The organism is Bacillus sp. VA13, assembly GCF_055710085.1.
Genome location: NZ_JBVQPP010000001.1, coordinates 600413 through 625343 on the forward strand (window position 1 = coordinate 600413; position 24931 = coordinate 625343).

36 protein-coding genes and 1 pseudogene are annotated in these 24931 nt (G+C 38.4%); 8 read left to right on the forward strand and 29 right to left on the reverse strand.

What is annotated here, in order from left to right; translation table 11 throughout:
* Positions 1–2 precede the first annotated feature (2 nt).
* From ablB to cgeC, 10 genes are all read right to left on the reverse strand, one after another.
* The gene (gene ablB, locus AC0C66_RS02645; RefSeq protein WP_090557989.1) at positions 3–830 is read right to left on the reverse strand and encodes a putative beta-lysine N-acetyltransferase; all 828 of its coding nucleotides are present in this window, start codon (positions 828–830) and stop codon (positions 3–5) included.
* On the reverse strand, positions 808–2118 hold the full coding sequence (locus AC0C66_RS02650) for a peptidase (RefSeq protein ID WP_088679228.1): 1311 nt from the start codon (positions 2116–2118) through the stop codon (positions 808–810). Before AC0C66_RS02650 ends, ablB begins: the two co-directional genes overlap by 23 nt.
* Positions 2119–2126: 8 nt before the next feature.
* Entirely contained in the window at positions 2127–2780 is a 654-nt protein-coding gene (locus AC0C66_RS02655; RefSeq protein ID WP_472973483.1) for a 3-oxoacid CoA-transferase subunit B, read from the reverse strand.
* On the reverse strand, positions 2765–3454 hold the full coding sequence (locus AC0C66_RS02660; RefSeq protein WP_014114121.1) for a CoA transferase subunit A: 690 nt from the start codon (positions 3452–3454) through the stop codon (positions 2765–2767). The genes AC0C66_RS02655 and AC0C66_RS02660 overlap by 16 nt, the downstream gene beginning before the upstream one ends.
* 6 nt (positions 3455–3460) lie before the next feature.
* Positions 3461–4795, reverse strand: coding sequence for an aspartate aminotransferase family protein (locus AC0C66_RS02665; protein WP_461845588.1), 1335 nt, complete (start codon positions 4793–4795; stop codon positions 3461–3463).
* Positions 4776–4949, reverse strand: coding sequence for a hypothetical protein (locus AC0C66_RS02670; RefSeq protein ID WP_327816606.1), 174 nt, complete (start codon positions 4947–4949; stop codon positions 4776–4778). The genes AC0C66_RS02665 and AC0C66_RS02670 overlap by 20 nt, the downstream gene beginning before the upstream one ends.
* Complete coding sequence (locus AC0C66_RS02675; RefSeq protein ID WP_412677317.1) at positions 4924–5073, reverse strand: YjcZ family sporulation protein; 150 nt, start codon at positions 5071–5073, stop codon at positions 4924–4926. The genes AC0C66_RS02670 and AC0C66_RS02675 overlap by 26 nt, the downstream gene beginning before the upstream one ends.
* 43 nt (positions 5074–5116) lie before the next feature.
* Entirely contained in the window at positions 5117–5896 is a 780-nt protein-coding gene (gene cgeE / locus AC0C66_RS02680) for a spore maturation N-acetyltransferase CgeE (RefSeq protein ID WP_087986968.1), read from the reverse strand.
* A 28-nt stretch (positions 5897–5924) separates the two neighbouring features.
* Positions 5925–7205 (reverse strand): glycosyltransferase family 2 protein, encoded by a 1281-nt coding sequence (locus AC0C66_RS02685; RefSeq protein ID WP_327816607.1) that lies wholly within the window; start codon positions 7203–7205, stop codon positions 5925–5927.
* 65 nt (positions 7206–7270) lie between these two features.
* On the reverse strand, positions 7271–7576 hold the full coding sequence (cgeC, locus tag AC0C66_RS02690; protein ID WP_461845589.1) for a spore maturation protein CgeC: 306 nt from the start codon (positions 7574–7576) through the stop codon (positions 7271–7273).
* A 206-nt stretch (positions 7577–7782) separates the two neighbouring features.
* On the opposite strand from cgeC, the gene cgeA reads away from it, so the two are divergent.
* Entirely contained in the window at positions 7783–8175 is a 393-nt protein-coding gene (cgeA, locus tag AC0C66_RS02695) for a spore crust protein CgeA (protein ID WP_014114126.1), read from the forward strand.
* 6 nt (positions 8176–8181) lie between these two features.
* Complete coding sequence (locus AC0C66_RS02700; protein ID WP_072566444.1) at positions 8182–9135, forward strand: CgeB family protein; 954 nt, start codon at positions 8182–8184, stop codon at positions 9133–9135.
* Positions 9136–9204: 69 nt separating this feature from the next.
* On the opposite strand, the gene AC0C66_RS02705 is transcribed toward AC0C66_RS02700, so the two are convergent.
* On the reverse strand, positions 9205–10353 hold the full coding sequence (locus AC0C66_RS02705; protein WP_327816608.1) for a phytase: 1149 nt from the start codon (positions 10351–10353) through the stop codon (positions 9205–9207).
* A gap of 368 nt (positions 10354–10721) precedes the next feature.
* On the opposite strand from AC0C66_RS02705, the gene AC0C66_RS02710 reads away from it, so the two are divergent.
* Positions 10722–11189 carry an SDR family NAD(P)-dependent oxidoreductase gene (locus AC0C66_RS02710; RefSeq protein ID WP_472973484.1) on the forward strand — a complete coding sequence of 156 codons (468 nt, stop codon included), beginning with the start codon at positions 10722–10724 and terminating at the stop codon, positions 11187–11189.
* Here the strand turns inward: AC0C66_RS02710 and AC0C66_RS02715 are convergent.
* Complete coding sequence (locus tag AC0C66_RS02715; protein ID WP_041336464.1) at positions 11181–11351, reverse strand: hypothetical protein; 171 nt, start codon at positions 11349–11351, stop codon at positions 11181–11183. The genes AC0C66_RS02710 and AC0C66_RS02715 overlap by 9 nt on opposite strands.
* Entirely contained in the window at positions 11352–11942 is a 591-nt protein-coding gene (locus AC0C66_RS02720; protein WP_213420524.1) for a Holliday junction resolvase RecU, read from the reverse strand.
* A gap of 72 nt (positions 11943–12014) precedes the next feature.
* On the opposite strand from AC0C66_RS02720, the gene AC0C66_RS02725 reads away from it, so the two are divergent.
* Positions 12015–12257, forward strand: a complete 243-nt coding sequence (locus tag AC0C66_RS02725; protein WP_086352606.1) for a helix-turn-helix domain-containing protein — start codon at positions 12015–12017, stop codon at positions 12255–12257.
* Between the two features lies 1 nt (position 12258).
* On the opposite strand, the gene AC0C66_RS02730 is transcribed toward AC0C66_RS02725, so the two are convergent.
* The 4 genes and pseudogenes from AC0C66_RS02730 to AC0C66_RS02745 form a co-directional block, all read right to left on the reverse strand.
* Positions 12259–12444 carry a hypothetical protein gene (locus AC0C66_RS02730; protein WP_437388400.1) on the reverse strand — a complete coding sequence of 62 codons (186 nt, stop codon included), beginning with the start codon at positions 12442–12444 and terminating at the stop codon, positions 12259–12261.
* 49 nt (positions 12445–12493) lie between these two features.
* On the reverse strand, positions 12494–13171 hold the full coding sequence (locus tag AC0C66_RS02735) for a DUF559 domain-containing protein (RefSeq protein ID WP_437388289.1): 678 nt from the start codon (positions 13169–13171) through the stop codon (positions 12494–12496).
* 40 nt (positions 13172–13211) lie between these two features.
* Positions 13212–13391: a hypothetical protein gene (locus tag AC0C66_RS02740; RefSeq protein WP_153256805.1), complete on the reverse strand. Its 180-nt coding sequence runs from the start codon at positions 13389–13391 to the stop codon at positions 13212–13214.
* 43 nt (positions 13392–13434) lie between these two features.
* Positions 13435–14254 (reverse strand): annotated as a pseudogene (locus AC0C66_RS02745) (metallophosphoesterase family protein).
* 118 nt (positions 14255–14372) lie between these two features.
* Here AC0C66_RS02745 and sspC point away from each other — a divergent pair.
* A complete protein-coding gene (gene sspC, locus AC0C66_RS02750; protein ID WP_009967454.1) occupies positions 14373–14591 on the forward strand; it encodes an acid-soluble spore protein SspC in 219 nt (72 codons plus the stop codon).
* 544 nt (positions 14592–15135) lie between these two features.
* Here sspC and AC0C66_RS02755 read toward each other — a convergent pair.
* The 6 genes from AC0C66_RS02755 to AC0C66_RS02780 form a co-directional block, all read right to left on the reverse strand.
* A complete protein-coding gene (locus tag AC0C66_RS02755) occupies positions 15136–15315 on the reverse strand; it encodes a hypothetical protein (RefSeq protein WP_068947577.1) in 180 nt (59 codons plus the stop codon).
* Complete coding sequence (locus AC0C66_RS02760; protein WP_437388290.1) at positions 15312–16052, reverse strand: hypothetical protein; 741 nt, start codon at positions 16050–16052, stop codon at positions 15312–15314. The genes AC0C66_RS02755 and AC0C66_RS02760 overlap by 4 nt, the downstream gene beginning before the upstream one ends.
* Positions 16053–16064: 12 nt before the next feature.
* A complete protein-coding gene (locus AC0C66_RS02765) occupies positions 16065–16418 on the reverse strand; it encodes a hypothetical protein (protein ID WP_437388291.1) in 354 nt (117 codons plus the stop codon).
* A gap of 332 nt (positions 16419–16750) precedes the next feature.
* On the reverse strand, positions 16751–18265 hold the full coding sequence (locus AC0C66_RS02770; RefSeq protein ID WP_194270506.1) for a hypothetical protein: 1515 nt from the start codon (positions 18263–18265) through the stop codon (positions 16751–16753).
* A gap of 239 nt (positions 18266–18504) precedes the next feature.
* Positions 18505–19137, reverse strand: a complete 633-nt coding sequence (locus AC0C66_RS02775; RefSeq protein WP_437388292.1) for a hypothetical protein — start codon at positions 19135–19137, stop codon at positions 18505–18507.
* Positions 19138–19475: 338 nt separating this feature from the next.
* Positions 19476–20315 (reverse strand): thymidylate synthase, encoded by an 840-nt coding sequence (locus AC0C66_RS02780; protein ID WP_437388293.1) that lies wholly within the window; start codon positions 20313–20315, stop codon positions 19476–19478.
* A 46-nt stretch (positions 20316–20361) separates the two neighbouring features.
* On the opposite strand from AC0C66_RS02780, the gene AC0C66_RS02785 reads away from it, so the two are divergent.
* Positions 20362–20964, forward strand: coding sequence for a DUF1643 domain-containing protein (locus tag AC0C66_RS02785; RefSeq protein WP_250620414.1), 603 nt, complete (start codon positions 20362–20364; stop codon positions 20962–20964).
* Positions 20965–21057: 93 nt separating this feature from the next.
* Here the strand turns inward: AC0C66_RS02785 and AC0C66_RS02790 are convergent, their stop codons facing one another.
* The gene (locus AC0C66_RS02790; protein WP_153256810.1) at positions 21058–21345 is read right to left on the reverse strand and encodes a hypothetical protein; all 288 of its coding nucleotides are present in this window, start codon (positions 21343–21345) and stop codon (positions 21058–21060) included.
* A 4-nt stretch (positions 21346–21349) separates the two neighbouring features.
* The gene (locus AC0C66_RS02795) at positions 21350–21517 is read right to left on the reverse strand and encodes a hypothetical protein (protein WP_153256811.1); all 168 of its coding nucleotides are present in this window, start codon (positions 21515–21517) and stop codon (positions 21350–21352) included.
* Positions 21518–21691: 174 nt separating this feature from the next.
* Between AC0C66_RS02795 and AC0C66_RS02800 the strand changes: the two genes are divergently transcribed.
* Positions 21692–22135, forward strand: coding sequence for a hypothetical protein (locus AC0C66_RS02800; RefSeq protein WP_153256812.1), 444 nt, complete (start codon positions 21692–21694; stop codon positions 22133–22135).
* Positions 22136–22210: 75 nt separating this feature from the next.
* On the opposite strand, the gene dutA is transcribed toward AC0C66_RS02800, so the two are convergent.
* The 4 genes from dutA to nrdF all read right to left on the reverse strand — a co-directional run bounded on the left by dutA (position 22211) and on the right by nrdF (position 24358).
* On the reverse strand, positions 22211–22639 hold the full coding sequence (dutA, locus tag AC0C66_RS02805) for a dUTP diphosphatase DutA (RefSeq protein ID WP_165634530.1): 429 nt from the start codon (positions 22637–22639) through the stop codon (positions 22211–22213).
* A 72-nt stretch (positions 22640–22711) separates the two neighbouring features.
* Positions 22712–23074 carry a hypothetical protein gene (locus tag AC0C66_RS02810; RefSeq protein ID WP_437388294.1) on the reverse strand — a complete coding sequence of 121 codons (363 nt, stop codon included), beginning with the start codon at positions 23072–23074 and terminating at the stop codon, positions 22712–22714.
* 40 nt (positions 23075–23114) lie between these two features.
* The gene (locus tag AC0C66_RS02815; RefSeq protein ID WP_004399328.1) at positions 23115–23357 is read right to left on the reverse strand and encodes a thioredoxin family protein; all 243 of its coding nucleotides are present in this window, start codon (positions 23355–23357) and stop codon (positions 23115–23117) included.
* Entirely contained in the window at positions 23354–24358 is a 1005-nt protein-coding gene (nrdF, locus tag AC0C66_RS02820) for a class 1b ribonucleoside-diphosphate reductase subunit beta (RefSeq protein ID WP_326145004.1), read from the reverse strand. Before nrdF ends, AC0C66_RS02815 begins: the two co-directional genes overlap by 4 nt.
* 119 nt (positions 24359–24477) lie before the next feature.
* On the opposite strand from nrdF, the gene AC0C66_RS02825 reads away from it, so the two are divergent.
* Positions 24478–24909, forward strand: a complete 432-nt coding sequence (locus AC0C66_RS02825) for a hypothetical protein (protein ID WP_019712228.1) — start codon at positions 24478–24480, stop codon at positions 24907–24909.
* The last annotated feature ends 22 nt before the right edge of the window (positions 24910–24931 follow it).

The following is a 24931-nucleotide window of genomic DNA, read 5'->3' on the forward strand; positions in this document are numbered from 1 at the left end:
ACTTACAGGTGCTTGCACCAAATATTCATGTTTTCAAGACCTTCCGCTATATAGCAATTATTGATCAGCCTTCCTCCGTACTGATAACCGGAATGGTACAACACAGCATTCATCCCAAAAGACGCAGCGCGGGCGAGAGAAAATACATGAAAGATATTCTCTTCAGCCATTTCTTTTTCTAATGCCTCGATTAAAAAGCTTGTCAGCGAATGGCCTCGATATTCCGGAAGCACAGCGCAGTCGGTTATTTCTGCATGCCCGAGCTCTGGGTTGATTTCTGCGCTTGCTGCGCTGATCAGGCGGTCATGGTCAAGCATGACATAATACATCGTATTTGTATTCATCGTCTTTTCAATATAAGCAGGGTCAAATACCGGGGTCGGGTACGTGCGAAATACTTTTTTATACAGCATCGATAGCTGGTACATGTCGTTTGTTTCCGCTTTTCTCATCGTAAAGGCGGGTGTATTATCACTGCGGAGGCGAGGTGCTGTGCGATATAAAGCTTCGATCATTTCCTGTTCCTCTATATAAGAATGTGTTCGTCTCCGGTTTTCTGTGAGGTAACGGACCATGACACAAGCCGGGTGGCCGAGATAATAGCCCTTAAGAAAACCCTCCGGCACAAACAATTGTTGGGCAAGCACGGCCTCATCATGCTGTTTCGTATAGACGATGATTTTTTCCGCATCCTCTTCTTTTGCCGCTGCCACGATATCAGACAGAGCCTTCTCAATGGCTCCGTCATAACGAACCACTCTGATTCGTTTATTAAAGCCGTCATGGTCCAGAACTGCTGTAACACCGTTACTCTTTATGGACTTGAGCATCCGCATCCTCCTCGTCTGTATGAAGCCCGCACCAATCCATAACAAAAAGTGCAATAATTTTAGCAGATTCTATCATGGCTTCAACCTCAATGTATTCATTTGCCTGATGAGCCGTTTTTGTTTCCCCAGGACCGAAGACAATCACTGGCGTATCTCCTGCATGGTATAAAAGCCCTCCGTCCGTTCCCCATGGCGAAGCTTCGATGATTGGCTCTGTCTGTTTCGTTTTTTCATAGGCTGATTGCAGCACTGAAATTAAAGGGTGATCATCAGGTAAATCATTCGGCAGCCATTGAGCGCCGAACCATTCTACTGTTACAGGATGGCGTTTAAACCATTCGTCACGGTATTCTAAATCCTTCAGCCAGTTTTCCAATTCAATTTTTACTGCTTCTGGTTTTTCATGGGGAGCAATTCCGCATCTCCCTTCTATGACGACACGGTCTGCAACTGACGAAGGCCATGCTCCCCCTGAGATGGTGCCGATATTCACTGGTACCGGTATTGGGACATTGTCATACAGCGGATCCGAAATTCTGGCATTGCGCACTTTCTCCAGCTCTTGTATCGCTGTGATCACGTGCACGCTTTTTTCAATTGCGCTTACTCCCTCATAGCGTGTGCCTCCATGTGCCGCTAGCCCCTTCACTGTGATTCGAAACCACATCGAGCCCTGCTGCTTTATAAAAAGTTTCATATTCGTCGGTTCCGGAATCAGCGCACCGTCAGCACGATACCCTCTCATGATGGCAGACAGTGTTCCCGCGCCGCCGCACTCTTCATCTACAACACTTTGAAACAATACATCTCCCTTTAATTTAACATCGCAGGCGTGCAGGGCTTCTAAAGCAAAAAGAAGGGCTGTATTGCCTCCCTTCATATCCGTTGAGCCGCGGCCGTATATTTTACCGTTTTCTTCTACAGCTTGAAACGGTTCATACTTCCAATCCTTTACGCTTCCTTCAGGCACAACATCGATATGACCGTTTAAAATCAGCGACCTGCCCCCGCCCGCTCCCGTTTTTTTTGCAACGATGTTCGGGCTCTCATGAAAATCGGAGCGGTCTGATTTAAAGTAGGGATGCTGTTTTAATTGCTTTAGGCTTGGCTCCCACACGTCAATGTCCATATGAAATTGCCGCAGCTTTTCAAGCACAACAGCTTGGGCGTTAAATTCTGCGCCCAAAGTGCTTTTTTCTCCAACCAGTCTTTTGAGAAGACGAATGGCTTTGGCCGAATGCTGATCAAGCCACCCGATTACTTTTCTCTCAATGTCTTGCATCCTCATTCCCCCTTTTAAGAAAAAGGCATATCTATTTTGATTTCAGCTTCAGTCAGCCTCGTCACCTCGTCGATAGTCGAGCCATTCATCAGCTCTTTTAAAATAAAATGATGTCCATTGACCTCAAGAACGGCTTTTTCAGTAATGATCATATCTACACAGCCTGCTGCGGTTAATGGAAGCGTGCATGTTTCCGTTAATTTAGGCCTTCCCTTTTGATCTGTATGACTCATGACGACAACCACTTTTTTCGCTTTTTGGGCCAGTTCCATCGCACCACCCATGCCCGGCACCTTTTTTCCCGGGACAAGCCAATTTGCCAAATCACCTGACTGACTCACCTGTAGGGCGCCTAAAATCGTAATGTCAATTTTGCCTCTTCTGATCATCGCAAAAGACATCGTTGTATCAAAATAAGACGCCCCTTTTACAGCGCGGACAGGATACCCCGCGGCGTTGCACAAATGTTCATCCTCTTCACCCTTTTCAGGGCTTTCACCAATGCCGAGCACACCGTTTTCCGCCTGCAGCATGACCTGCATGTCAGGCGACAAAAAGTTCGGCACCAAGGATGGGATGCCGATACCGAGATTCACAATCATGCCCGGCTTGATTTCAGAGGCGGCCCGTTTTGCGATCTGTTCTCTCTCTGCTACTCCCAAGCCCATTTCCACTTCACTCCTTCGCTACTCACAACCCCCTCGACAAAAACCCCCGGTGTGACAATCATTTCTTCAGAAATCTCTCCCATCGGGACGATCCGCTCAGCTTCGGCAAAGGTTCTCCTGGCAGCCATTGCCATAAGCGGATTCATATTGCGCGCTGTTTTGTCATACGTTAAATTGCCGAATTCATCGGCAATGTGCGCATTGATGAAAGCAAAATCAGCCGTCAGCGCCTCTTCAACCAAATATCGCTTTCCAGCCACAGACACGATGTCCTTTTCCTCACAAACCATTTGATTATCAATACCGACGTCGGTTAAAATGCCGCCGAGTCCCGATCCGCCGGCGCGAATCCGTTCCGCAAGCGTTCCCTGCGGTGAAAATTGAACCTCTAACGTCCCGTCTGTCATCTGTTTTCCGGCTACAGGATTGGAACCGATATGCGATGCGATCAGAGTTTTGACTCGTTGATTGACAATAAGCGGGCCGACCCCTATTTCCGGGAACCCGGCATCATTGCAAATGACGGTTAAATCCGTTACACCGCTGTCCAATATAGCTTCAATCAATGAAGGAGGCGAGCCGACTCCCCCAAAACCGCCAAACATCAGGACCGATCCGTCCTGAACATCTGCAATTGCTGTTTCGATGCTGATTGTTTTTTGAAATGGCGCCATTTGATTTCAATCCTTTTTCAGTATTTTTTCGACCGCTCCAACTGTTTCTGAAAAAATAGATATCAGCTCTTCAACTTCACCGTCTGAAATGGTAAAAGGAGGAGCAATAATGACAGCATCTCCTTCCCCGCTGTCTATTCCCGCTTTGGCAGGATAGACAATCAGCCCGCGTTTTTTCGCCTCGCCTACAATACGCTGGGTAACCGCCTGCTCTTGAGGAAAAACGTTCTTCGTATTCTTGTCTGCTACAAATTCAACCCCTAATAGCAGTCCTTTTCCGCGCACATCACCAATGATCTCGCTTTGAGACGCTGCCTCAACAAGCTTCTTTTTCAGTACAGCCCCCTTTTTCTCTGATTGCTTGATCAAGCCGTGCTTTAACACATACCGCAAAACTTCAAGAGCGGCTTTGGCTGAATAGGGATGTGCACTATATGTGTGGCCGCTCATAATCACACCGGAGCCTTGTTTTATCGTTTCAATAATCGAATCAGATACAACGGCAGCGGCAATAGGTGCATACCCGGCACCGAGACCCTTTCCCAGTACAGCAATATCAGGAACGGTGTGCCAATGCTCTGTCGCGAGCATCCTTCCCGTTCTTCCAAGCCCTGTCATCACTTCATCTGCAATAAAGAGCACTTCGTGTGTGCGGCATACCTCACTTAATCTCTCATAATATCCCGGAGGCGGAGTAATCGCTGCTCCTGCGGCACCAATAATAGGCTCAGCCACAAAGCCGGCGATAAATTGGCTTCCGATTCTTTTGATCGCAGTTTCCAGTTCATCAGCGGCAGTCAGAACAAAGTTTTCTTCCGTCCCATGATTCCGCCGATAAACATGAGGAGCTGAAATAGCGGGATATCGCTCAATCAGATGGGTGAATCGGTATCTCCTTTCATAGAAACCAGATAATGAAAGCGCTCCCAAAGTTATTCCGTGGTAACTGCTCCACCGAGACAAAAAGATGGATTTTTGTGTTTGCTTTTTTTCCTGCCAGTACTGAATGGCGATTTTCATAGCTGTTTCTATCGCTTCTGATCCGCTGTTGACAAAAAAAGACCAATTCACATTTCCCGGAAGCTCCTGTGCCAAGAGAGCGGCTAATTGCTCGGCAGGCTCGCTCGTAAACTGTGAGCGGTAAGCAAAAGACACTTGATCAAGCTGGTCTTTCAGCTTCTCAGTCACATCACGAACCCCGTGTCCGATATTGCATGTCACTGCACCTGATGAGCCGTCAAGATATCTTTTTCCGGTCTGATCATAAACATATGAACCCTTTGCATAGCTAACCACCGGATAGGCCGAACTAAGCTCCGGCTTAATCAAATAACTGCTCATGCTCCCACCTCAAAAACCCTTTTGATATATTGTATGAGTGTCCAAATTGGGGCATGACGTTCCCCGCAAAAACTTTTTCACACAAAAAGAGCCTTCCTGAACGGAAAGGCTCCTTTGATTTTCTACATTTAGCAAATGAAAGCGGCTCCGACAATAATTAATAAAATGAACAAGACAACAATCAATACAAACGTATTGGTCCCGCAACCAAATCCGTAACCGTATCCAGAGTATCCATACATGTGGTTTTCATCCTTTCTTATCACGATATACGGCATTTTATGCGGGCCAAGTCCCAAATGGTTTGTGCAAACGCCTATTTCACGTAAGGAAATAATGAAAAACAGTATGCACCCGCTCATATTTTTTAAATGTCAGCTTTTCGTAAAAATGGGTTGCGCCGTCAGTGCTTGTAGCCACTAAATAGGCTGCTTCCATTCCTAATGATTTGGCGATGGACAGCATTTCTTTTACTAAGATACTGCCATAGCCCCTCCTTTGAAACTGATCCAAAATTGCCACTTCTTCAATTTTAGCCGTTTTCTCTTGCGGATGAATGAACAGCTCGCCGCACCCAATAGGAATCTTCTGTGCCTGGTCGCTGTAACAAACAACAAGGATGATCGTACCCGATTCGTAAAAACGATATTTTCTTTTTAATTTTTGTTCAGCGATCGCTTCTCCAATATATATGGAATCATAAATCTTCATGATAGAAGAGCCATCGCTAAGGCTTTTTGCCGTTCCCCATGCCGTTAACGGATGTCCCATCTGCCCCTTCCAGTCACTAAGCTTCATGTCATATAACAGCTCATCCTCGACGACAAACCCGCTTTTGACAAGTGATTGCTTCAAACCGAGCGGAAAAACATGCTGCGGCGACGCTTTTAAATGGAGATAATTCGCTTCAAGCAGCTTTGGTACGGAGGGCAAAAAGTCCAGTAACCGTTCCAACGGAAACGTATCATGGAGCTGAACAAAGTTATGAGAAAAAATTTGCGGAAGCTTCGGATCTCTGTAAACACTGTAATGATCAAACGATGCCGATTCAGACGTTAACAATATATATTGATGTTCCGTTTTTGAATAATGTCCTGTCATGTACGTCTCCTTTTTATGACCTATACCTTTATTCAGTTGCAATATTCAATTTCTTTATAATCTCATCGTACACCGGATAAAACGGCTTTCCAATTGGAAATTGCTGAATATTTCGGAAAGAAGCGGATATTGGCTTCTGATGTAAAAAGAACTTCCTTGTTACTTGTTCACTAATCGGATGAAAGACGCCGTTTAGAAACAAAAACGGCTCGCGATCTATAAAAAACAGCCTTCGCCCAGGCGGATTTTCGATCCATCCAGATCGTTCCCGCGTAATCGGCAGCCCTTCCGGCAGCGCCTTCAGTTCTTCTTTTTCAATTGTCAGGATGTCTTTTCTTTTAAATTGATAAAATTGAAAAGCATACTGATCCACAATCCGTCTTTTTTTTCCGGCTTCGATATAAAATATTGCAGGATGGTCAGCTTCCTTTACTAAAATGTAATTCGGAATGTTTAAAATTTTTTCAATCCTATATTGGAATAAATACGGGTCTGGAACAGCCACAGTCCGATTTAGATACAAAGAACTCCACCTTTCCCCGACAGGATGTCTTACACCCTGATCAAGAAAATACACATTTTGATCTGATCCTTTTACAAAAGAGCCGTCAATCAAATCGGCGGGCAGAAACCGATATGCATTTTGAAATGAATCGGGGGTTTTATAGGTTGTATCTAATACTTCATTTATCGGCAGAAATGGGGCAAAGTTGTTGAGCCTTGCCCAAAAAATTGAGTCACCATGATTCCAATGCTGCATATCATCATCCCAATAGCTTCCATATTTATGTTGAATACGATCAAGTAACGAACGGCGATGCATAACTGAGCAATGATCGACTTGAAAAGCGGCCTGATCTAGCACTGCATTGGCATTTCTATAGAAATGTGAGATTTCCTCTCCCCGTTCGTTTACATGTACAACTTTTTGTTTTGAATAGACAGCCTGTGCTTCAGGCTTATCTAAAAACGTCTGCACCATACGGCTCAGCCGCTCAGGATGATAAACAGTGTCATCGGTGAGATAGGAAATGTAATCGCCGTCAGCAAATGGGAGCGCTGCGTTAATTAATGTGGCATAACGGGTTGTTTTTAATCGTTCTGCAGGATGTATGAAACTATTTTCATAACGAATGCGTTGGTCATGAAGGTACTTGTGAATCACCGCAGTTGTTTCTTCATTAGAATGATCATCCATGATAAAAAGCTCCCAGAGATCATGCGTTTGCTTCATGACACTTTCAATCGCTTTTTGCAGATAATCAGGTTTGTTGTAACTTGTTAAAATAATAGACACTTTCTCTCCCATCTATACACCCCCCCTATCGTCAAACATAAAAACGGCTCCGCAGCAAGCAGAGCCTCTGTCATCATTTAAAAAGCACCCCAGCTTACAATACTTGAGAGTGCGACATTCGATCTCGTGTGATTTAACGGGTTTTGAAAAATAACCAAATCAGTCAGAACCTCTTTTACGATGACGTTTTGAAGCGTATCTCCATTCGACAGATAAACTGTTGAAACCGGTACGCCAAGCTCTTTTGCAAATACGAGCTGCCGTCTGAGATCAGATGGATTTCCTTCAGAAGATGATTGACGTATGAGCAGAATCAGCAAAAGCAGAATAAAATGCAGTTCATCTTGATTTTCTTCTTGATTCACGTGTTTCTCTAAATCCAAACTATCCCTCTCCCTTATCCTTATACTCTGTTTCACAATATGAACTGACTTTGATTTATGGTATAGGCTATGTCCACTCTTTTAAAAAATCAGCATTTTCCTTAAATGTATGAAAAATAGATCAGGTACGGCGTTCGACTCATACCGATTGGCAATCAGAAGAATATGATTAACGTGAGTTCACTATTGGATAGGAGGTGTGTGTAATGAGCTCTGAAAAAGCACAGTTAAAAAAGGATTTGATTAAAACCCTTTTAAGTCCTTTATTCCCAACTGCAACAGAAGGAGGAGATAACGTGGAGAATCATCTTAAAGACTTGCTTGAAGCTGCGATCGATCAAAAAGTAGATGAAAGTGAAATGATTACGGCTGAATCTACTTCCCTTCCGGCAAGATGGATTTTTGCCAGAGTTACGCCAGGCACGACAATCAGCATTGTGACTGATTCTGGTGATATGATCGGGCCGGTTGTGTTCGTTGCTTTCGATCAAGTTCATGGTATCGTATTTGTAACACAGGAAAGTTCCGTCACTCCGGCAGGTCAAGCTACAACATTAATTGATGTAGACAAAGTAGAAAGCGTTACGTTCTTTTCATAACATCTGATGAAAGTCTTGTATATCCAGTCGAGATACGGAGGAATTTACAGTTATTTTGATCGCTGGGTTGAAGAATGTTTTCGGATCACTCATACAGAGTATATGTCTGCAGATATACCGGAAGCAGAATCTCTGGTGAAGATCGAAGCGTTTCAGCCGGCCTTCGCACTTATGATGGTTGGAGACGCCGTTCCTCACGACTGGCTGACCTGGTTAAAGGGTAAGGGTATACCCGTGTATGTTTGGCTGACCGAAGACCCATTTTATATTGATATCAGTCTTCAGGTGATTAAGCACGCTGACGCCATATTAACGATTGAACAAAATGCCGTTCTCTATTATCAGGAGCTTGGCTTCCAGCACGTCTATTATGTTCCGATTCCAGTTAATCATCGGCTGTTTAAAAAAATGGACACCGAACATTCCTTTCATTCAAATCTGCTTATCATCGGCTATCCTTACCCTAATCGGGTTCAGCTTATGAAAGAAGCGGTACATCTGCCTTTCACGGTTCGAGTAATCGGAAAGGAATGGAGAAAATATCTGCCTAAAAAAGTGCTCAAACAGCCGCATATCGATGTCGTCAGCACATGGATTCCACCCGAACAGGCCGTTCATTATTATAACGGGGCAGACATTGTGATCAATGCGCATCGGCCTTATCATTTTGCTTTCAACAAAAATCATATCCGCATCAAAAATGCCAGTTTTAATAACCGAACGTTTGATATCGCTGCATGCGAAGCATTTCAATTAACAGATTTACCCGCAGCCCATCCTTTTTCATCCTTTATTTCTTATCACAGCATCAACGACTTTAAGGAAAAAGCCGCTTATTATATCAACCATCCTGAGGAACGGCATAAAGCTGCAGCATCCAATTACAAAGAGACTATACCCGCAAATACGTATGATGAGCTTCCTGAAAAACTAAAGGCGATTTACCTGGCGCTTTCTTAAAAAATCGTTCATTGATATGAACGATTTTTTCATTCACAGAAAAAAGCAGCTGAGCAAGCTGCTTTTTTTCTAGCCGTCAGAACGGTCCTTCAGCTTCCGCGGATTCACCTGTTTATGAAGATCAGGCTTTCCGCCAAGATGCTGTGCAATCTGTTCCCATGACACAATTTTGAAGTTTTGATTGACGGCTTGTCCATTGTCGATATTTTCGCCGTCCTGCGCCACAAAAATCCCGTACGGATATTTTGGGCCAAGTCCGAAACCGAGAACATCAATACCGTCCGTGTCACTAGTGCCGTCTATCTTCTCGCCATCTGTGATGTCAAAGTTGGCTACATAGCGATTGCTTCCCTGCCGTTCATACATTGCATAGCTGTTATTTCCCTGACTTGAGGCCATGAGATAACCTTTGCCGTCTGGCGCATAGTAGATCGTCAGTCCTTCAATATCAGCTGTCACATGTTCTCCTGTCGCACGGTCGACAACCTGCCCCTTTGATCCTCCGTCTGGCTCAGCATGAAATTTCCAGATGGCCTCATCTTCCTCTGCTATATACAGGTGCCCGTACTCATCATCCGCAACAAGGCCTTCAGTTTGAGAATTCAATTTAAATTCACGCACTTTTTTCCCTGTTACATAACCCTTTCCATTATCAACAATGTCATACTGCTCAAATTCGCCTTGCTTGCCTGTCACTAGTGCGTAAAATGCTCCTGTTTTCTGGCTGTGATACAGGCTGAATCCGTAAACTTCAGAAATATCAGTGGAAATAGGATGTTTCGGGTCTGTAATGCTTTTCAATTTCCCTTTATCCCCGTCAATTGCATATACTTCGATTGTATTCTTTCCTTCAGACCGATTGGAGGCGGCAGCAATATCAATTTTTTCGCCGTTAAATGGAAAATCATAACGCAGATCGACATTATTGAGCTTGCCAAACTCGTAAGAATGAAGCTGTTTGCCGTCTAAATCATACACGACGAGCCCTGACTTCTTATTTGTCGTGATCAGTTTGCTTTTTTCCGGATGCTTTTCATGAACCCAAATAGCCGGGTCATCTGCTGCGTCAACGCCAGAAGCGACAGGATCTGTCTCCACTTGCGCTGTCACTTTAAAATGATGTTCCGCATTCACATGATGAGCCGACACCGAGTTTGCTGTCAGGCTAAGCAATACACCCGCGGCAGTGCTTAGCAGTATTGTTTTTGAAACCTTCATTTGGTACCCTCCTCTTTATCACTATCACTTCTATTGTAAAATATATACAGGTATTTAACTGTGAGGAAAATGAACCTTTTTTGATAGTGTTTCTGACTCATAAACCATTTGTGCCTACGAGGTACGTGAAATGGCTCTGTAAGATTTGCTTTTGGGGCGCGAAATAAAATCATAATGAATATTTAGTACATTGTTTATTTAGTTATTCTAATCTCCGGCTGCGTCTATTTTTCCATTTTCTATTAAAATAGAACACTTTGTGACATAATCATTCCCCTAAATTTTGTTTTATTGGTTGCTTTCATTAACTCGATTAAAAAGTTGAACATATGATGCATGGTAGAGAAACGAGAGTTGGAGGATAAGCCATGCCTAAACAGCAAACAGCAGAACTAAAACCATTTTTCCATAACAAAACAGTTTTAGTCACTGGCGGAACGGGTTCAATCGGGAGTCAAATTGTCAAACGCCTTTTGCTGCTTACTCCGAAACAGGTGATTGTATTCAGCAAAGACGACAGTAAACAGTATGTCATGAGCCAAAAGTATGCGGAGGATAAGCGGCTTTTATTTGTACTCGGAGATGTGCGCGATTACAGAAGGGTGAATCAGGTGATGAAAGGCGTCGATATCGTCTTTCACGCTGCTGCGCTGAAACAGGTTCCGACCTGTGAAGAACATCCATTTGAAGCGATCCAGACCAATCTCATCGGCGGACAGAATGTGGTGGAAGCTGCCCTTTCACACCGAGTGCAGCATGTCATCAATATCAGTACAGATAAATCTGTATTTAATGATACTGACTACAAATGCACAAAAAAGAAAGGGCTATTCTGATTTTCTCAGAGCCCTTTCAAACAAGAATTGTGCGATCTCCTTATAAAACGCTTCTTTGTCATCACTGCCCTTTGTTTGCTCGATAAACCTTATTGAATAATTCTTCTTATGAACAACCTTAATTGTTTTCTTCTTTAGTTCTTCATATTCTTCATAAGGCATTTATCGTACCCCCGTTTTCACAGGAGTATTATATGTATGTAGGGGTTTGTCTCTTGACTGTTCTTTCTTAATTAGTTCCCCGCAAAGCTTGTTTAAATAATATGTATAATTCACTTTCTTTTTCATCGAGCGCACTTCAGTACCGATTTCTTCACAAATCGCAATCGGGATACTGGCTTTGTTTACTTTATTCTTATATGTATGTTTCAACTGTTTTTCAGCTATGTTCTTATATGTAAGGAAATCATTAATATGTACGAAATAAACTTTGTTTTCCGGCTCTCTAAATTGAAACAGAAATCCTGGAATGATGTTTGGGTATTGTGTTGCTTCCTTTAAATATTTAATCTGCTGCGACTTTATGATCTTCTCGCTAAAGGAAATAGACTTGTCCTTTGTTGATTTAAGCTCAAAAGGAAATAAGTATCCTTTAAAGTGAAGGAAACAGTCATATTTGTTTTTTGATACTGTAGCTCCCTTTTTCAAAAACATTGGATTAACATCTTTAATCCGGTAGAAGAACAGCTTCTGATCTGCTGCTGATTTTTCAATGTTCGCTTCAAAAACTTTCCCTTGATTGTTTACTCCCAATCAATCACTCTCCTAATCTATATTGAAGGTAAATTATGTATGTGCTAAAATCGTTGCTAAGAGGTGTGCATAGTGAAAAAACAATGGAAACCAGTTGATTCAAGACTCAATGAACTCATGCATGAATATAGCGTTTCAATTGAAGATCTTGTTGAGCGTACTGGATTATCAAAACAACGTATTAATGATTATGTAAGTGGTTTTAAATCAAATATGAATATTGGAACAGCAATGACATTTGCTGATGCCATAGGTTGCTCTATAGAAGAGCTATATGTATGGAACTTTAAAGAGCGCAGACAATTAACCAAATAACTTACAATATGGTTCCCTTTTTGATCCACCTGATTTCTTGCATTAATTCCTCATTATTATCAGCTAAGTTAATTAAGTTGCGATGTGCTCTTTGCAAGTCTTTTTCTTCAATGGCCTCCTTTACTGTTTTCATTTGTCTATCCATCTTGTTATACAGTGTTTGAATTGAATGATATACCTCGTTGATTTCCTTCCCCTCCACTAATTTTATTTTTACTCTAAATAAAAGACCGATTTTATTTAGTATTACATGCCAGAAAGACTCTGTTGATTAGCTCAAATACTGAATCCTCACTATCTGGATTAAATCTAATTAACTTATAACCTTTTCTTCTTATGTACTCTTCTCTAACCAATTCTTTTTGTTTCGAATAACTTTTATGTCCGTGCTCATCACATTCAATAGCAACCTTCTCTTCAATGACATAATCAATATAGTAAGTTCCACACTTCACTTGTTCCTTAATACTGAATACGTCTTTAAAAGCTGTACTGATAAACGCCCCTAACTTTTTCTCTTTTGCTTTATATTCTGCATTACCAATCACTATATCTGTAAATCTTTCTGGTAATTCAAGATGCCCAACGTTTTTCTGAAATTGTCTTGCGATAATGCTGTTCCGTAAAAGTAATCCTATTCTAAGTAAACCGTATATATTAACTAAGGATAGCCTTCTTACTTTTTTAAATTTGGGCGACTGAAAAATTGCTGCTTCCTGTTTCAATTTTTTCATTTCAACTGTTCTTATTTCTGAATATTGCTGTATTATTTTCATGTTCCTTTTCAATACTGTCTTAATTGTATCTTCAGGGACTTCGAAGTAATCACTTATCATCTGAACAGTGAATTCCTTTGTTGTTAATGACATTTCTATTGATTTAACTTGGTCAAGTATTTGTAGGTAATTGTCCATCCTCGTCCCCCTTTCTAAATAAAATCAACATTTTATCAAGTCATTTTTCAAACTTTCCTAAGTCATACATTTTGTCAAGTAAATTCATAGAGACATCAAATATTTCACTGTATACTGAATAACTTATTGCTCCTGTTGAGTTTAAACCATTTAAGTAATCAGCCATCTCAGCCTTTAATTTCTCTTTACTTGTCGCACCTGACGATATTCCCCAACTCATTTATTGCGCCCCTTTCTGTATAAAATTAGAATTTTAATTAAATCTAAATCTCGAATGTTTTAAGCTCAAACGTTTTATATGAATCTACTTCTTCACCAGGTATCACATTGACACTCGGATAATTATCATAGTCATACGGGTATCCGATACAATTCATGTGAAAGCTCGTTCCATCTTTGTCAAACTCAGCTTGTAAATGATCAAACCCAATGTCTTGCGTTAATGAACGGGACATCAACCATGTAGCATGTATTTGGCTCAAATGGAGAATAAGGATTGTGAACAGGTGGAACATGTGAGACAAATACATCAACTTGTGCATTTTCAAGCGTTTCATACCAATCCATTGATTCTTTCCACATCGCTCTTACCCCATCTTCTTTGTTATAGCCATTAATACAAATGTAATTTGAGTCATTAGATACTCCTTTAAAGAAATCCCATCCTTCGATTCCTTTTGGAAGGTACCACATTACATCTCCTGCAAAGACTTTACCTTTGTATGTTTCAGTTGTCTTAATTAATGGCGTTACATTTTTCATTTCAGCAGCTTTTTGAATTAGATCATTCAACCTGCCTAACGAGTCTGAGTATTTTCTTTTTTGGCTCTTGCTAAGTAAATAAAGATCATGATTACCATATGTAAAGTAAACCTTCTCGTATTGCTTTGCTGCCTCATCTAAAACCCATAAAGTTTGTTGATTCCATTCGGTAAAATCGCCGGCAATGACTAATACCTCTCCATTACCGTTTGAAATTAACCTATTAACGATTTCTCTTGTTCGCTTTTCCCACTTAATCTGATTTACATTCCAAGGAATCCAATGATTTATATGGAGATCTGAAACATAATCAATTTTCATTTTGTCTCCACCTTTCTTAATGAAAAAATTATTTCTCTGGCATGTATAAATTAAAATAATCTCTCCATAATATGATTCAAACAAGCTTGTTTTCATTACACTTTAGGAGATGTATAAGATGGCTCAACAAAGTAGATCAAGATCAAACAACAATAATGATTTACTAATTCCTCAAGCAGCTTCAGCTATTGAACAAATGAAACTTGAAATAGCTTCTGAGTTTGGTGTTCAATTAGGAGCTGAGACTACTTCTCGTGCAAACGGTTCAGTTGGTGGAGAAATCACTAAACGTTTAGTTCGCTTAGCTCAACAGAACATGGGCGGTCAATTTCATTAAGGAGGGGTAAATCCCCTCTTTTTATGCTCCTCTTCTAAACCCTGCCATTACATTTAACCCTCCCACTTGCTCTACCACATTTTTAAATGGTATGATTTTCTATGTAAATATCATCTAGAGGTGTATTAACTTGTAGCACAAAACAAAGAAAAATAAGCGTTTGGTCAATATAATCATATTATTCTTTAATTTATGGCCTTGTGCTTGATTCCTAATTTTTCATTTACATTACTTTGTTAAAAAAATCACTATTTAAGAAATCAAAGCAGAAAGAGAGCAATACATGTTTAAAAATTTTTTCAATTCACATCCATTTTTTAAAAGTATTTCAGAAATTCTAATCACAGCAATTTCTCTTGGTGTATGGTTTAGTGTGAATATAAATCATTACTTAGGTGTTTTTTTGGGATTCTTAACAGCTGGGATTATTAATTCAGTTTTAGGCTGCAGTTGGGAACCCAAGAAGAAAACTGCTTGATGAAGAGGTTCGACCTCTTCATTTTTTTGTGCCTTAATCTAAATAAAATACAGATTTTATATTAATTTAAAAGTAATAACTAATTTCTTTTTTATCCATAACTTTTCGGATTGTTCGCTCATGTTTCGATCGTTTTCTTTTATCACTGCCTTTCACTCTTGTTTTTTCAAACATTCCGTCGTAAGTCCAATCATATCCGCTATACTTTTTAAACACCGTCGTCTTCAGGCGTCTATGATACGTCACTCACCGCCCGCCTCTTCGCGTGAGTCGTCGATGATTTTATAGCCGTATTTACGCGCATCTTTCAAGTATATTGCTGCACCACCGGAAAAAGGCGGCCAACTGTCGTCTTCAATAACTAGTGCTTTGTGAACCCCGCTATCATCCGATATAAAATCGCCCACCCGAACCTCAGTCGTCTGCGGCGCGTTCAAGTATTCGTCCGGCACCGCCAGGCTTAGCGCACGTCTTAGCGCGATTGCTTTACCGATATGAACGTTGAAGCAGTCGTCAGGGGCGGCTTTGGCGATGCCCCGCGCTAAGACGACCGTACCGCTATAAGCTCCCTTTAATAAGGCGACTACTGTCCGCTTTTCTCGATTTACTATGAACTCCGCATTCGCACCAAAGAGATCGACTTTGTAATCCGAAGTATTTCCGTTCACCATTCTTCCCGGCGATTTTAAAACTTCGATATCCGCCTTCGCCTGCTCAACGATTTCATCACGGCGGGCTTGGACGCTTTTCTCTGGCTTCCATAAACGTTCCTCTAGCGTCGTACAAACCGGAGTCGTTACCGTATTTACATCGCCAGGTACAATAACAACGTCTTGATTCGTTTTTGCATAGTGAACTACGAATCTATAAGAATATGCTCCGCCAATAACGATATCTCCAAAACGAGATTTATAACCGAAATATTTATCGTCCTTCTTTTCAAATACCGTATTCGCATTATTAATCAGCAATTTATTTTCCAATTCGCCAACTCCTTAGATATCATTTAATTTTTGCGTCAGATGAATAAATTGATCATTTAACTCTTTGAATTTTTCCTTATTTATGTATGCTTTATTTTCCCTAAACAAAAATAGATCCCGATATGCTTTTCTATTCCTGTTAATAATTTTAGTCGCAATAGTTGAGCTTACCCATTCTTCATTTACTATCTGGTTTAGGATTTCACCAAGTTCGAAAAGAATTTCTAGTTTCTCTTTGTTTTGCTGTGTTTCAAGTCTTAACAATTTCCTCTGTGTTTCAAGTTGCATTGTTTCAAATTTGTATTTCTTTTTCTTCAAGGCTGCTATCTTTTCATATGCGTTATGTGTTTTATTTCCCCTCTCCAATAAATCACCTCCTTAAAGTTTGAATAAAATATTAGTTGTATAGTAATTTTATTTTTATTCTAAATGTATAAAAGGACAAGCTGTTTAACTTGTCTCTATCTTAACACCTTACACCACATACGTCTATAGTATTTTACTTTTATTCTTTATGTCTTGTGTAGACTTGTTCTTTTTTTAGCATAGCATATGGAAGTTGAGCAGCCTGCTTTATTATTTTGTTAATGAAAAAGCGTTTTGAAAATGAATAAAAGTTATATTTTAAAGAAATTAATAATCCTACGTACAGTTTTAGCTTTTTAAAAAGAAGACACCGTTCTAATTGAACGGTGATACTAGTGTTCTATTTCTAATTCTCCCTCAAAAATGATTTCTGAGTATTTAGATGAAATTTCATATCGCAATACATTTGGTGCAGCATTAAAGTATAACACCGAAGGCAGATAAACATTAGTGTTATGTTTAAGATAATTTTGTTTAAATCTGATAATATCAAAACCATCTTCATTATAGTATTCGTAAACAAACAGTTCTTCTAGTGCCTCTATATACTCCTCCTTATGATCATCATAATCCGACCAATCGAATCGAGGAGTATATGAAGTTTTTTGATAACCATCATACTCTTGAATGGATACTGATTTTTCAGATTTGAAAATAACATCTACGTAATGTAAATCATCATAATGCTTAAGTATGTTGGCTCCTGGCATTGGCAACTCTTCTTTTTTAATTAATAAACCTTCTTCAAAAAATAATTTCACATCTATATCTTCATCATATTGTGTTCCGGTATTAGAAAGACATAAATTAAGCACACATTTTTGATCCAGTTCATTGAAGTAATTCATCCATTCATTATAAAGATTAATCTGTGAATGTAATTCCTTAAGCAGTGTGTATTTTTCCTTCTCTTCATCTTTACCTACTAAATGATATGATGGTGTTCTGGATGATCCTAAAGTTATCGCACCAAGAGGATTTTGTTGTTTTTCAAGATGTCCAACATTATAGAAATCCATATCTTCTATAGTTATGTTCTCATGTGCACAAAAGTTATTAATGGTTTTTTTTACAGAATCATTAATTGTTATTCTCTCTATTTTAAAAAATGCAGTTTGTATTGAGTTAGGAATTTCTTTTTGGCCAACGGGAATATTGAATTTATCCATTTTTTGTATTTTGTCTATTTTACTGATAATCTCTTTCTTAATGCTTAACATAAAGTTAGAATTTGAAAAATCAGTTTCTATTGCATATGGTTTTTCAGTTATTCCTCCATTACAAACACCTTTAATAGACAAATCACTCCGTGTTTTCGTAGCTTTTTCACCACCTTTTTCAAATTGTTTTAAAAAATGCAGAGACAAATGGTTAAGGAATTTCTTTTTAAAATCTTCAGTGCTTGTGAAAGTGTCATAAATATTAGATTTCCCATATCTCTCTTTGAACTGTTGGATTTTTTGATATTGCTCAAAATCAATCTCTGAAGGATTAATGGGTTTTTCACAAAAATATAGAAATACTTGTTTGTCACTTTTAATAAGTTCTTCTATTTCTTCTTCAGTTCCTGAGCCATAGCTGTCTGTAGGTGTACCAAACCTTGTCCAGAAAACTGCTACAGCAGCATCACAATCTAACACGAACTGTTGATTTAGTAATTCTTGTGGTCTTCCGCCAGATTGCGGGTAAGAATCCTTGCTCCAATGTTTAGTATTAATAGTGGCGTTATTTGCATGTCCAAACATCCTGTTAAAATCATCTACTGCTTCATTAATGATTTTTAATTCCTCTTTTACATCAGAAGGACAGGAAATTAATAAGTTATATAGTGTCACACTCTTTGGCATTGATTTCTTCCTTTCAAATAAAATAAGGCTTCAATACCTATTTTATCCTAATAAGCATATCATGACTATTTTTTAAATTGTATAAAAGTCTCCTAGCGCATCCGCCATTTACTTTCTGTAGGGATTGTTAAACGGTGTACCTATACTGCAATCAACAAAGCAAAATGACTTAAGGAATAATCAGAATGTTTTTTCTTGGTTATTCAAAAAAAGAGAGACTTCCAGCAGAAATTTCTCTTTCAAATAGAATAAATAGCCTTAGAGTCTAAACGGTTAATAAAACCTATATAGGTATCGAACATGTGATTGATGAACGTTTCACCAAAGGTGAATGTTTGTTTATCAGATCCCTCATATTTAGTAATTACAACTCCATCTGGTATTTTCCACAAATCCTCAATATAACCATTATGGTGAACAAGTGAATTTCTTAAATAATTAAAAGTTTTAATCCGTTTCCACTCATCAGAAGTGAAAGGCTCGGTAATTTCACAATAATTTCTTAGAAAAATCATTGCCCTTTTTATACCAGACCCATCTAAATCATGATACGACTTTTTTAAATTTAACCCTGTCTTTTTTAAGTTGCAATAATTATTTAAACACGATTCAAAATTAAAATAAGCTTGAAGGAATATTCCTTCTCTGATTAGTTGTGGGTGAATACTAGAATATTCATGATGCTCATCAAAATGAGCATTGTAGAATTCTTCCTTATCTTCAACACTTAAATTTTGTATTGTATCTTCAATCCATTTTTCACCCGCTTTTACAGCTTCAGCATTATGCTCTTCTTGGAACTCATATAAATTCTTTAAAGTAGTTAAACGTAATGCAAAATATTGTAAAGCTATTGTACTTAAATCAGCCAATTGTTCCACCTCAAGTACGTCATTATATAGCAAAAAACTTCTCCCTTAGAGGAAGAAGTTCATTGCCGCAAGAGTTGCTAGAATTTTCACTAGTGTCTCACTTGAGATTTTAATTGTGATCTCCAAAACACTTCACCCTTTAGAGAGGGTTGGATTATCCATCAGGATACCCACTCATTACCTGTAATGCTATTTTATTATAATCTTATATTATTAGAATATCAAGGTTACACATGAAAAATTTGTTAAAGTTAATTGATTTGAAATTTAAAGCTGTGCAAATAGTTCTATTGGCTCCAACGATTCGTTATTACAGAATACAAACGTGTGTACACACATTAAACCGCTACCTCAAAGGAAAGCCTGTCCCCATGTTTATAGTTGATTAACTTGAAATCATCAATGGTAAAGTCATAAAAATCTTTTACTTCAGGATTGATCCATAATTCAGGTGCTTCAAACTGTTCTCTTTCCATTTGAATTTTCAAATTGTCTATATGACGTGTGTACACATGGCAATCACCAATGTTAAAGATATATTCACCAAGCTCATAACAAGTCACTTGAGCAATCATGCGCTGCAAAACATTGTACTGAAATACATTGAAGGGATTCCCCAGAGCCATATCATTGCTCCGTGCTCTTACCTCCAGATGGAGTCTTCCTTGTTTAACATACCATTGCGTCTCGTATACACATGGTGTTAAGGCCATTGAGTCTAATTCATCAGGATTCCAAAGCATTGTTATGTGTCTCCGTGAAGATGGGTTGTTCTTCAATTGATGCAGAAGATAATCAACCTGATCTACCTTTTCTCCATTTAGATTTCTGTTTTTCTTGCTCAGCTGGAATCCATATGCATGTCCAATGGTGCCATCTTCTTGTTTCCATTGATCCCAAATATGTACGCCCATCTTGTTTAATTCAGTAACATCGTTAGATTTAAGCTGCCAAATCCAGAGCAATTCTTTAATGGCTGTTTTCCAGGCAACTTTTTTTGTCGTTAGTATCGGAACCTCTGAGTTGTCGAATCTCATTTGCTTACTAATCACGCTTATTGTATGAGCAGGTGTTCCATCTGAGTCCCACTTTGTTCTTACTTGGAATTCTTCGTCTGAGATTCCATTTTTTATAATTTCCTTTATAATTGAATTGTATTGTTTATCAAATTGAGTCATTTTAGACCTCCTAATAATTTTAATGAAAAGAGTGTGTCAATTGAAAGTGAAATTTCCGATTAAGTCAAAAGGTATCGAGCTTTTGTTAGAAGTGGACAGTGACGAAAAATTCAAAAATGGGATAAAGATAAGAAACCGCTACAGTATTGATTTGCAAAATGAATATACACAAACAGCCTCAATTACTTGTCTGAATCCTAGTAAAGCAACAAAAACAAAATCAGATTACACTATTAACAAGATTGTTAATTTCTTTTATGAAAATAATAAATATGAAATTGGGAGATTGGATATTTACAATTTATACCCTTTTTATTTGACAGATTCAACTGATTTAGTATATATGTTCGCTTCATTAGAAAGTGATTATTACAACGAATTTATAGACGATAATTATGAAGAAATGAAAAAACATATTAGCTGTAAGACTAAAAACATAGTTGCTTGGGGAGGCTATCCTAATGGTTTTAACCAGTTAACTTATGAAGAAGATGTTAAAAGGATGCTAAAATTCCTTCGAAAATTTGGGAAGGTTTACTCTTTTGAGACTAATCGGGGCTGCTGTACACAAAAGGGTAAACATCCATACCATCCTTCATCAAGATTCAATAACCTTGTGGATATTATTGAATATAATCATAAAGAATAATGTAAGTAATTATTTAACGGCATTGTTAGAAAATAAGTTTATGAGGAGGTTATGCCTCCTCACATTTAGTTTACTGTGTCATGACTTAGCGTTTTACACATATCCCTTAATTTGATTTATTTGACCAGCAACACTTTCTCCAATTGTATGGGGCAACTGATCAATCCCCTTTTCAATTCGTTTCTGACCAGTTTTCCTGATTTTTGTTGTCATCTCTTTAAAACGCTCTAAAGCAGTATCTGCAATTTCATCATATAGCCCCTGTATTTTCACTAATACACTTAAATACTCTTCGTCACCTTCTTCAAATAGTGCCAACCCTTCTTCAAGTTTATTGATCTTTTCAATACTCTTTATTATTTTATTTTTATCCTTTAACAATTAATCACCCGCCTATTTTATTTTGGTCATGTATCTTAATGAAGTTAGCCGCTGCCCTTTTGTATCTCAGGTCTTTCTCGTACTCAGCAACTTGTCTCATATGCTCAATAAATTCATCTTCAAGTCCTTGTAACTGAAGAAACCCAAAGCAAAGACCATTTCTATAAAGCATGTCGTCATATTTTGCTTGTAAAGCTCTTTCTTTGCTGTTAATGATCTCTTTCCTCCTTAGATATTAAATAAAAGTATTCTTTTATCTAAAAATCAAGGGTTTTTATTACCATTAAGTCTCAATCATTTGATATAATTTAATTATTATAAAAATTCATACAAAGGTGGTTAATAAATGAAAGTTACTAGACATGATTATGAAAGTACCATTGAAGGCTATATCTACGAAGCAGGTTACGAACAAAAAAGTCGATTTAAATATGTTTATGAACTCGAGAAAAAAATTCTCCATATCTACGATGATATGTCGTATCGTAGCACTGGTGCTGCAAACTCTGTTAATGAAATAGTTGCTGAAATCGATAAAATTACGAAAGATGATTCTAAAGGTTTAAAAGGAATTGCTCAGAACTTTATCTCTCTTTTCTCTAAGAACGAACCCTCTAAAATTATTTTTTACACAGAAGCTGGTTCACATGGTTTTTCCGGTTCAAGCAAATATGGGGAACCCTTAAATATACTTGGATACGACTTTCAAAACAGAGATTACACAGGCTATATTAAAGACGAGCTTTATCACGAATTTGTAGATATCAATTCGATTGTAGAACCTAACTAATTTGATAACTTGGCTGTGATATTCAACAACAAGCTATATTTAAGATCTTATTGTGTACACAGCCAAGTACATTACTTACTTAGTCCCAGTTGATCCGTGCCCTCCTCTATCTTCGTTCCCTAACTGCTCAACTTCAATTAACTCAACTGCCGGCATTTTCTTCATGATTCTAAACTGACAGATACGATCACCCTTCTTAATTTCAGTATCACGCAATGCATAAGCAGGAAAGAACCAAAAATCATTGTCTCCTTTGTATGACTCATCGATAACACCCATTGAATTTGTTTGAATAACACCAAAGTTTTTATATGTACTTGAACGAGGAACGACATGCGCTTCGTAACCTTCAGGCAATTCCATGGCCACTCCTAATGGAACAAGTTTAAATTCATCTTTTTTGATCGCTACATCTTCAGCTGCCCGAAGATCAATCCAGTCTCCCTGCTCAATTTTGCTGATTCTTGTTTGGGTTTCATCTAGATACTTGATTTTAATTTGCATTATGTATTAGCTCCTTTTATTTTTAATGTATGTACGTTCTTTTTGGTCTTCTTCAGTTAAACAAACAACTCATTAATGTTCGAACTTTGCCCTTAACTCTTCATATAGTTTACGATCATTTTCTTCTTTCTCTTTGAGATACTTTTCTCTTTCAGCATCTTGCTTCTTTTTTAGCTCATTCTCATACTCTTCCCACTCTGTTTCATCGATCACACCTTTTTCATGTAATTCTCTTTTCAGAGGGTGTAAGATTTTCTTTGCTTCATGTGCGTATAAAATTCTTGTCTCATAGGTATCATCCCAGTCAGTTTGTTGACAAGCCATAAACACGCCCCCATCTTTAGTAATAATTGCTGTTTGCTCACAAAACTGATTTGCCCAAACATAAGCAACTTCTTTACCAATTAATCCTTCCTGAGTCTCAATGAAATACATAAATAGCTCCTTCTAATTAAGTTTGTTTAAAATTACCCTTTTATCGTAATTCCTTTAGTAACTCATCAAGTTCATTAGGCTTAAAACCAACACTTCGGTTTACTTCTTCTCCCTGATCACTCAGCAGAATGGTTACCGGTACTCCCATGACACCAAATCTTGCTGCTACTTCTGGTTCCTGTGTAACGTCAACAGTCTCAAATTGAATATTTACTTGTTCTAAGTAATTGGACACCATTTTACATGGATTGCAATTAGGCTGCTCTAATTTAATTAATCTCATTGAATACATCCTTTCTCGGTAAAAATGAAATCTGAATCCTTTAAAGGCTCCACTGTTGCTTTTTTGTATCCATTCCCTTTAGTTGAAAAGAAGTCATGGGATTTAGTCTTAGTGCTCAAACCATTGATAACAATTGGATTAACATCCTCTTCTTCAAACCAATGATCAAAGCCCAGATTGTTTAAAGCTTTATTTGCGTTGTATCTGATGAATTTCTTTACATCTGGAGCTAATCCAACCTGATCATAGACATCTTCTGTATACTCCAATTCATTTTCGTAAAGTTCCTGCAGTAAGTTTAAAGCCCATGCATACAGTTCTTTTTGCTTCTGTGGCGTTTGCTTCTTATAAATCTCTTGAGCTAATAGACCGATGTAAACGCCGTGTATCGCCTCGTCACGGATAATTAAATTTACAATTTCACCACTTTGCATGAGCTTCCCTTGTCCGTAAAAGTAAAGTGGATAATAAAACCCTGAGTAGAAAAGAAAACTCTCCAGGAACACAGATGCAACCATTCCTTTAAATAAAGAAATTTCATCGTTTTTCTTGATTGATTTATAGACTGAAACAATTGTTCTAGCTTTCTTTTGAAGAAACCTATTGTTTTTCACCCATTCAAAGACTTCATTGATCTGCTCGGTTGGAGCCAATGTTAGAAAGATGTTGCTGTAAGACTTTGCATGAACAGCATTTTCCATCATGGCCATGAAATTTAAAACTGCCTTTCTTTGATGTCCATCTACATGTTCAGCAATTATAGGCATCCCCGTATTCCCCTGCTCTGTATCAAGAAGCGTAAGTCCGGCCAGTACCTTCATATAAGTGTCCTGCTCATTTTTTCCGAGGTACTTCCATGTGAGGAGATCGCCGTTTAAAGCAATCTCTTCCGGAAGCCAGAACTGTTTCACGTTTTGGTTATAGAACATTTGGGTAAAATCGTCTTCATGCTTTGACCAGTTTGCTGCAGTATACAGCTTGTTTTTGTTGAGTTGTGACAAAAATGTGACCTCCTAAATATTTTTTCCTCCCTCATCACACCTGTAAAAAGAAGGTAATATTTTATAAATGTTGTAAATTTTATAATGCAACATATTCACTATTAAGGGAGGAATAAAAAATGAAAAAGAAATTTATTGCTGGTGCTTTAGTTTTAGGTCTAATACCTACTATTGGTAGTACTGCTGTTTCAGCGAAGTCGATTCAAAATCCTGTGAAAGTCATAAATCCTTTAGAAGATCCTAGATGTGACCGTGGCACTTTAATTTGTGAAACTGGTTATTTTACAGCTGCAGGAAACTTATATTTCGATTATTTTGGAAGTGAAGACGACAAAATAAGAGTTTACATTGCAAATGATGGAGACTACCCTTTTGAGTACAGAATTACGAACCCTGACGGCAAGAGAATAGCAGACGGTATTACAGTGAAACCAGGAAAGTTCAAAGAAACAACCTTTTACGTAAAAGATATAGAAGGTACTTATAAAGTCCGTGTAACAAATAAAGATGGTGAAGATATCCAAGCATTTGTTAAAGCAAGAGGACTATAATTTAGAACCCAGGAGTCAGGCA

Bases quoted from the DNA above. Each gene is read 5' to 3' on its own strand.
- ablB (WP_090557989.1), bottom strand. From the start codon at position 830: ATGCTCAAGTCCATAAAGAGTAACGGTGTTACAGCAGTTCTGGACCAT.
- AC0C66_RS02650 (WP_088679228.1), bottom strand. From the start codon at position 2,118: ATGAGGATGCAAGACATTGAGAGAAAAGTAATCGGGTGGCTTGATCAG.
- AC0C66_RS02655 (WP_472973483.1), bottom strand. From the start codon at position 2,780: ATGGGCTTGGGAGTAGCAGAGAGAGAACAGATCGCAAAACGGGCCGCC.
- AC0C66_RS02660 (WP_014114121.1), bottom strand. From the start codon at position 3,454: ATGGCGCCATTTCAAAAAACAATCAGCATCGAAACAGCAATTGCAGAT.
- AC0C66_RS02665 (WP_461845588.1), bottom strand. From the start codon at position 4,795: ATGAGCAGTTATTTGATTAAGCCGGAGCTTAGTTCGGCCTATCCGGTG.
- AC0C66_RS02675 (WP_412677317.1), bottom strand. From the start codon at position 5,073: ATGCCGTATATCGTGATAAGAAAGGATGAAAACCACATGTATGGATAC.
- cgeE (WP_087986968.1), bottom strand. From the start codon at position 5,896: ATGACAGGACATTATTCAAAAACGGAACATCAATATATATTGTTAACG.
- AC0C66_RS02685 (WP_327816607.1), bottom strand. From the start codon at position 7,205: ATGGGAGAGAAAGTGTCTATTATTTTAACAAGTTACAACAAACCTGAT.
- cgeA (WP_014114126.1), top strand. From the start codon at position 7,783: ATGAGCTCTGAAAAAGCACAGTTAAAAAAGGATTTGATTAAAACCCTT.
- AC0C66_RS02700 (WP_072566444.1), top strand. From the start codon at position 8,182: ATGAAAGTCTTGTATATCCAGTCGAGATACGGAGGAATTTACAGTTAT.
- AC0C66_RS02705 (WP_327816608.1), bottom strand. From the start codon at position 10,353: ATGAAGGTTTCAAAAACAATACTGCTAAGCACTGCCGCGGGTGTATTG.
- AC0C66_RS02710 (WP_472973484.1), top strand. From the start codon at position 10,722: ATGCCTAAACAGCAAACAGCAGAACTAAAACCATTTTTCCATAACAAA.
- AC0C66_RS02715 (WP_041336464.1), bottom strand. From the start codon at position 11,351: ATGCCTTATGAAGAATATGAAGAACTAAAGAAGAAAACAATTAAGGTT.
- AC0C66_RS02735 (WP_437388289.1), bottom strand. From the start codon at position 13,171: ATGGACAATTACCTACAAATACTTGACCAAGTTAAATCAATAGAAATG.
- AC0C66_RS02740 (WP_153256805.1), bottom strand. From the start codon at position 13,391: ATGAGTTGGGGAATATCGTCAGGTGCGACAAGTAAAGAGAAATTAAAG.
- sspC (WP_009967454.1), top strand. From the start codon at position 14,373: ATGGCTCAACAAAGTAGATCAAGATCAAACAACAATAATGATTTACTA.
- AC0C66_RS02770 (WP_194270506.1), bottom strand. From the start codon at position 18,265: ATGCCAAAGAGTGTGACACTATATAACTTATTAATTTCCTGTCCTTCT.
- AC0C66_RS02780 (WP_437388293.1), bottom strand. From the start codon at position 20,315: ATGACTCAATTTGATAAACAATACAATTCAATTATAAAGGAAATTATA.
- AC0C66_RS02795 (WP_153256811.1), bottom strand. From the start codon at position 21,517: ATGCTTTATAGAAATGGTCTTTGCTTTGGGTTTCTTCAGTTACAAGGA.
- AC0C66_RS02800 (WP_153256812.1), top strand. From the start codon at position 21,692: ATGAAAGTTACTAGACATGATTATGAAAGTACCATTGAAGGCTATATC.
- dutA (WP_165634530.1), bottom strand. From the start codon at position 22,639: ATGCAAATTAAAATCAAGTATCTAGATGAAACCCAAACAAGAATCAGC.
- AC0C66_RS02810 (WP_437388294.1), bottom strand. From the start codon at position 23,074: ATGTATTTCATTGAGACTCAGGAAGGATTAATTGGTAAAGAAGTTGCT.
- AC0C66_RS02815 (WP_004399328.1), bottom strand. From the start codon at position 23,357: ATGAGATTAATTAAATTAGAGCAGCCTAATTGCAATCCATGTAAAATG.
- AC0C66_RS02825 (WP_019712228.1), top strand. From the start codon at position 24,478: ATGAAAAAGAAATTTATTGCTGGTGCTTTAGTTTTAGGTCTAATACCT.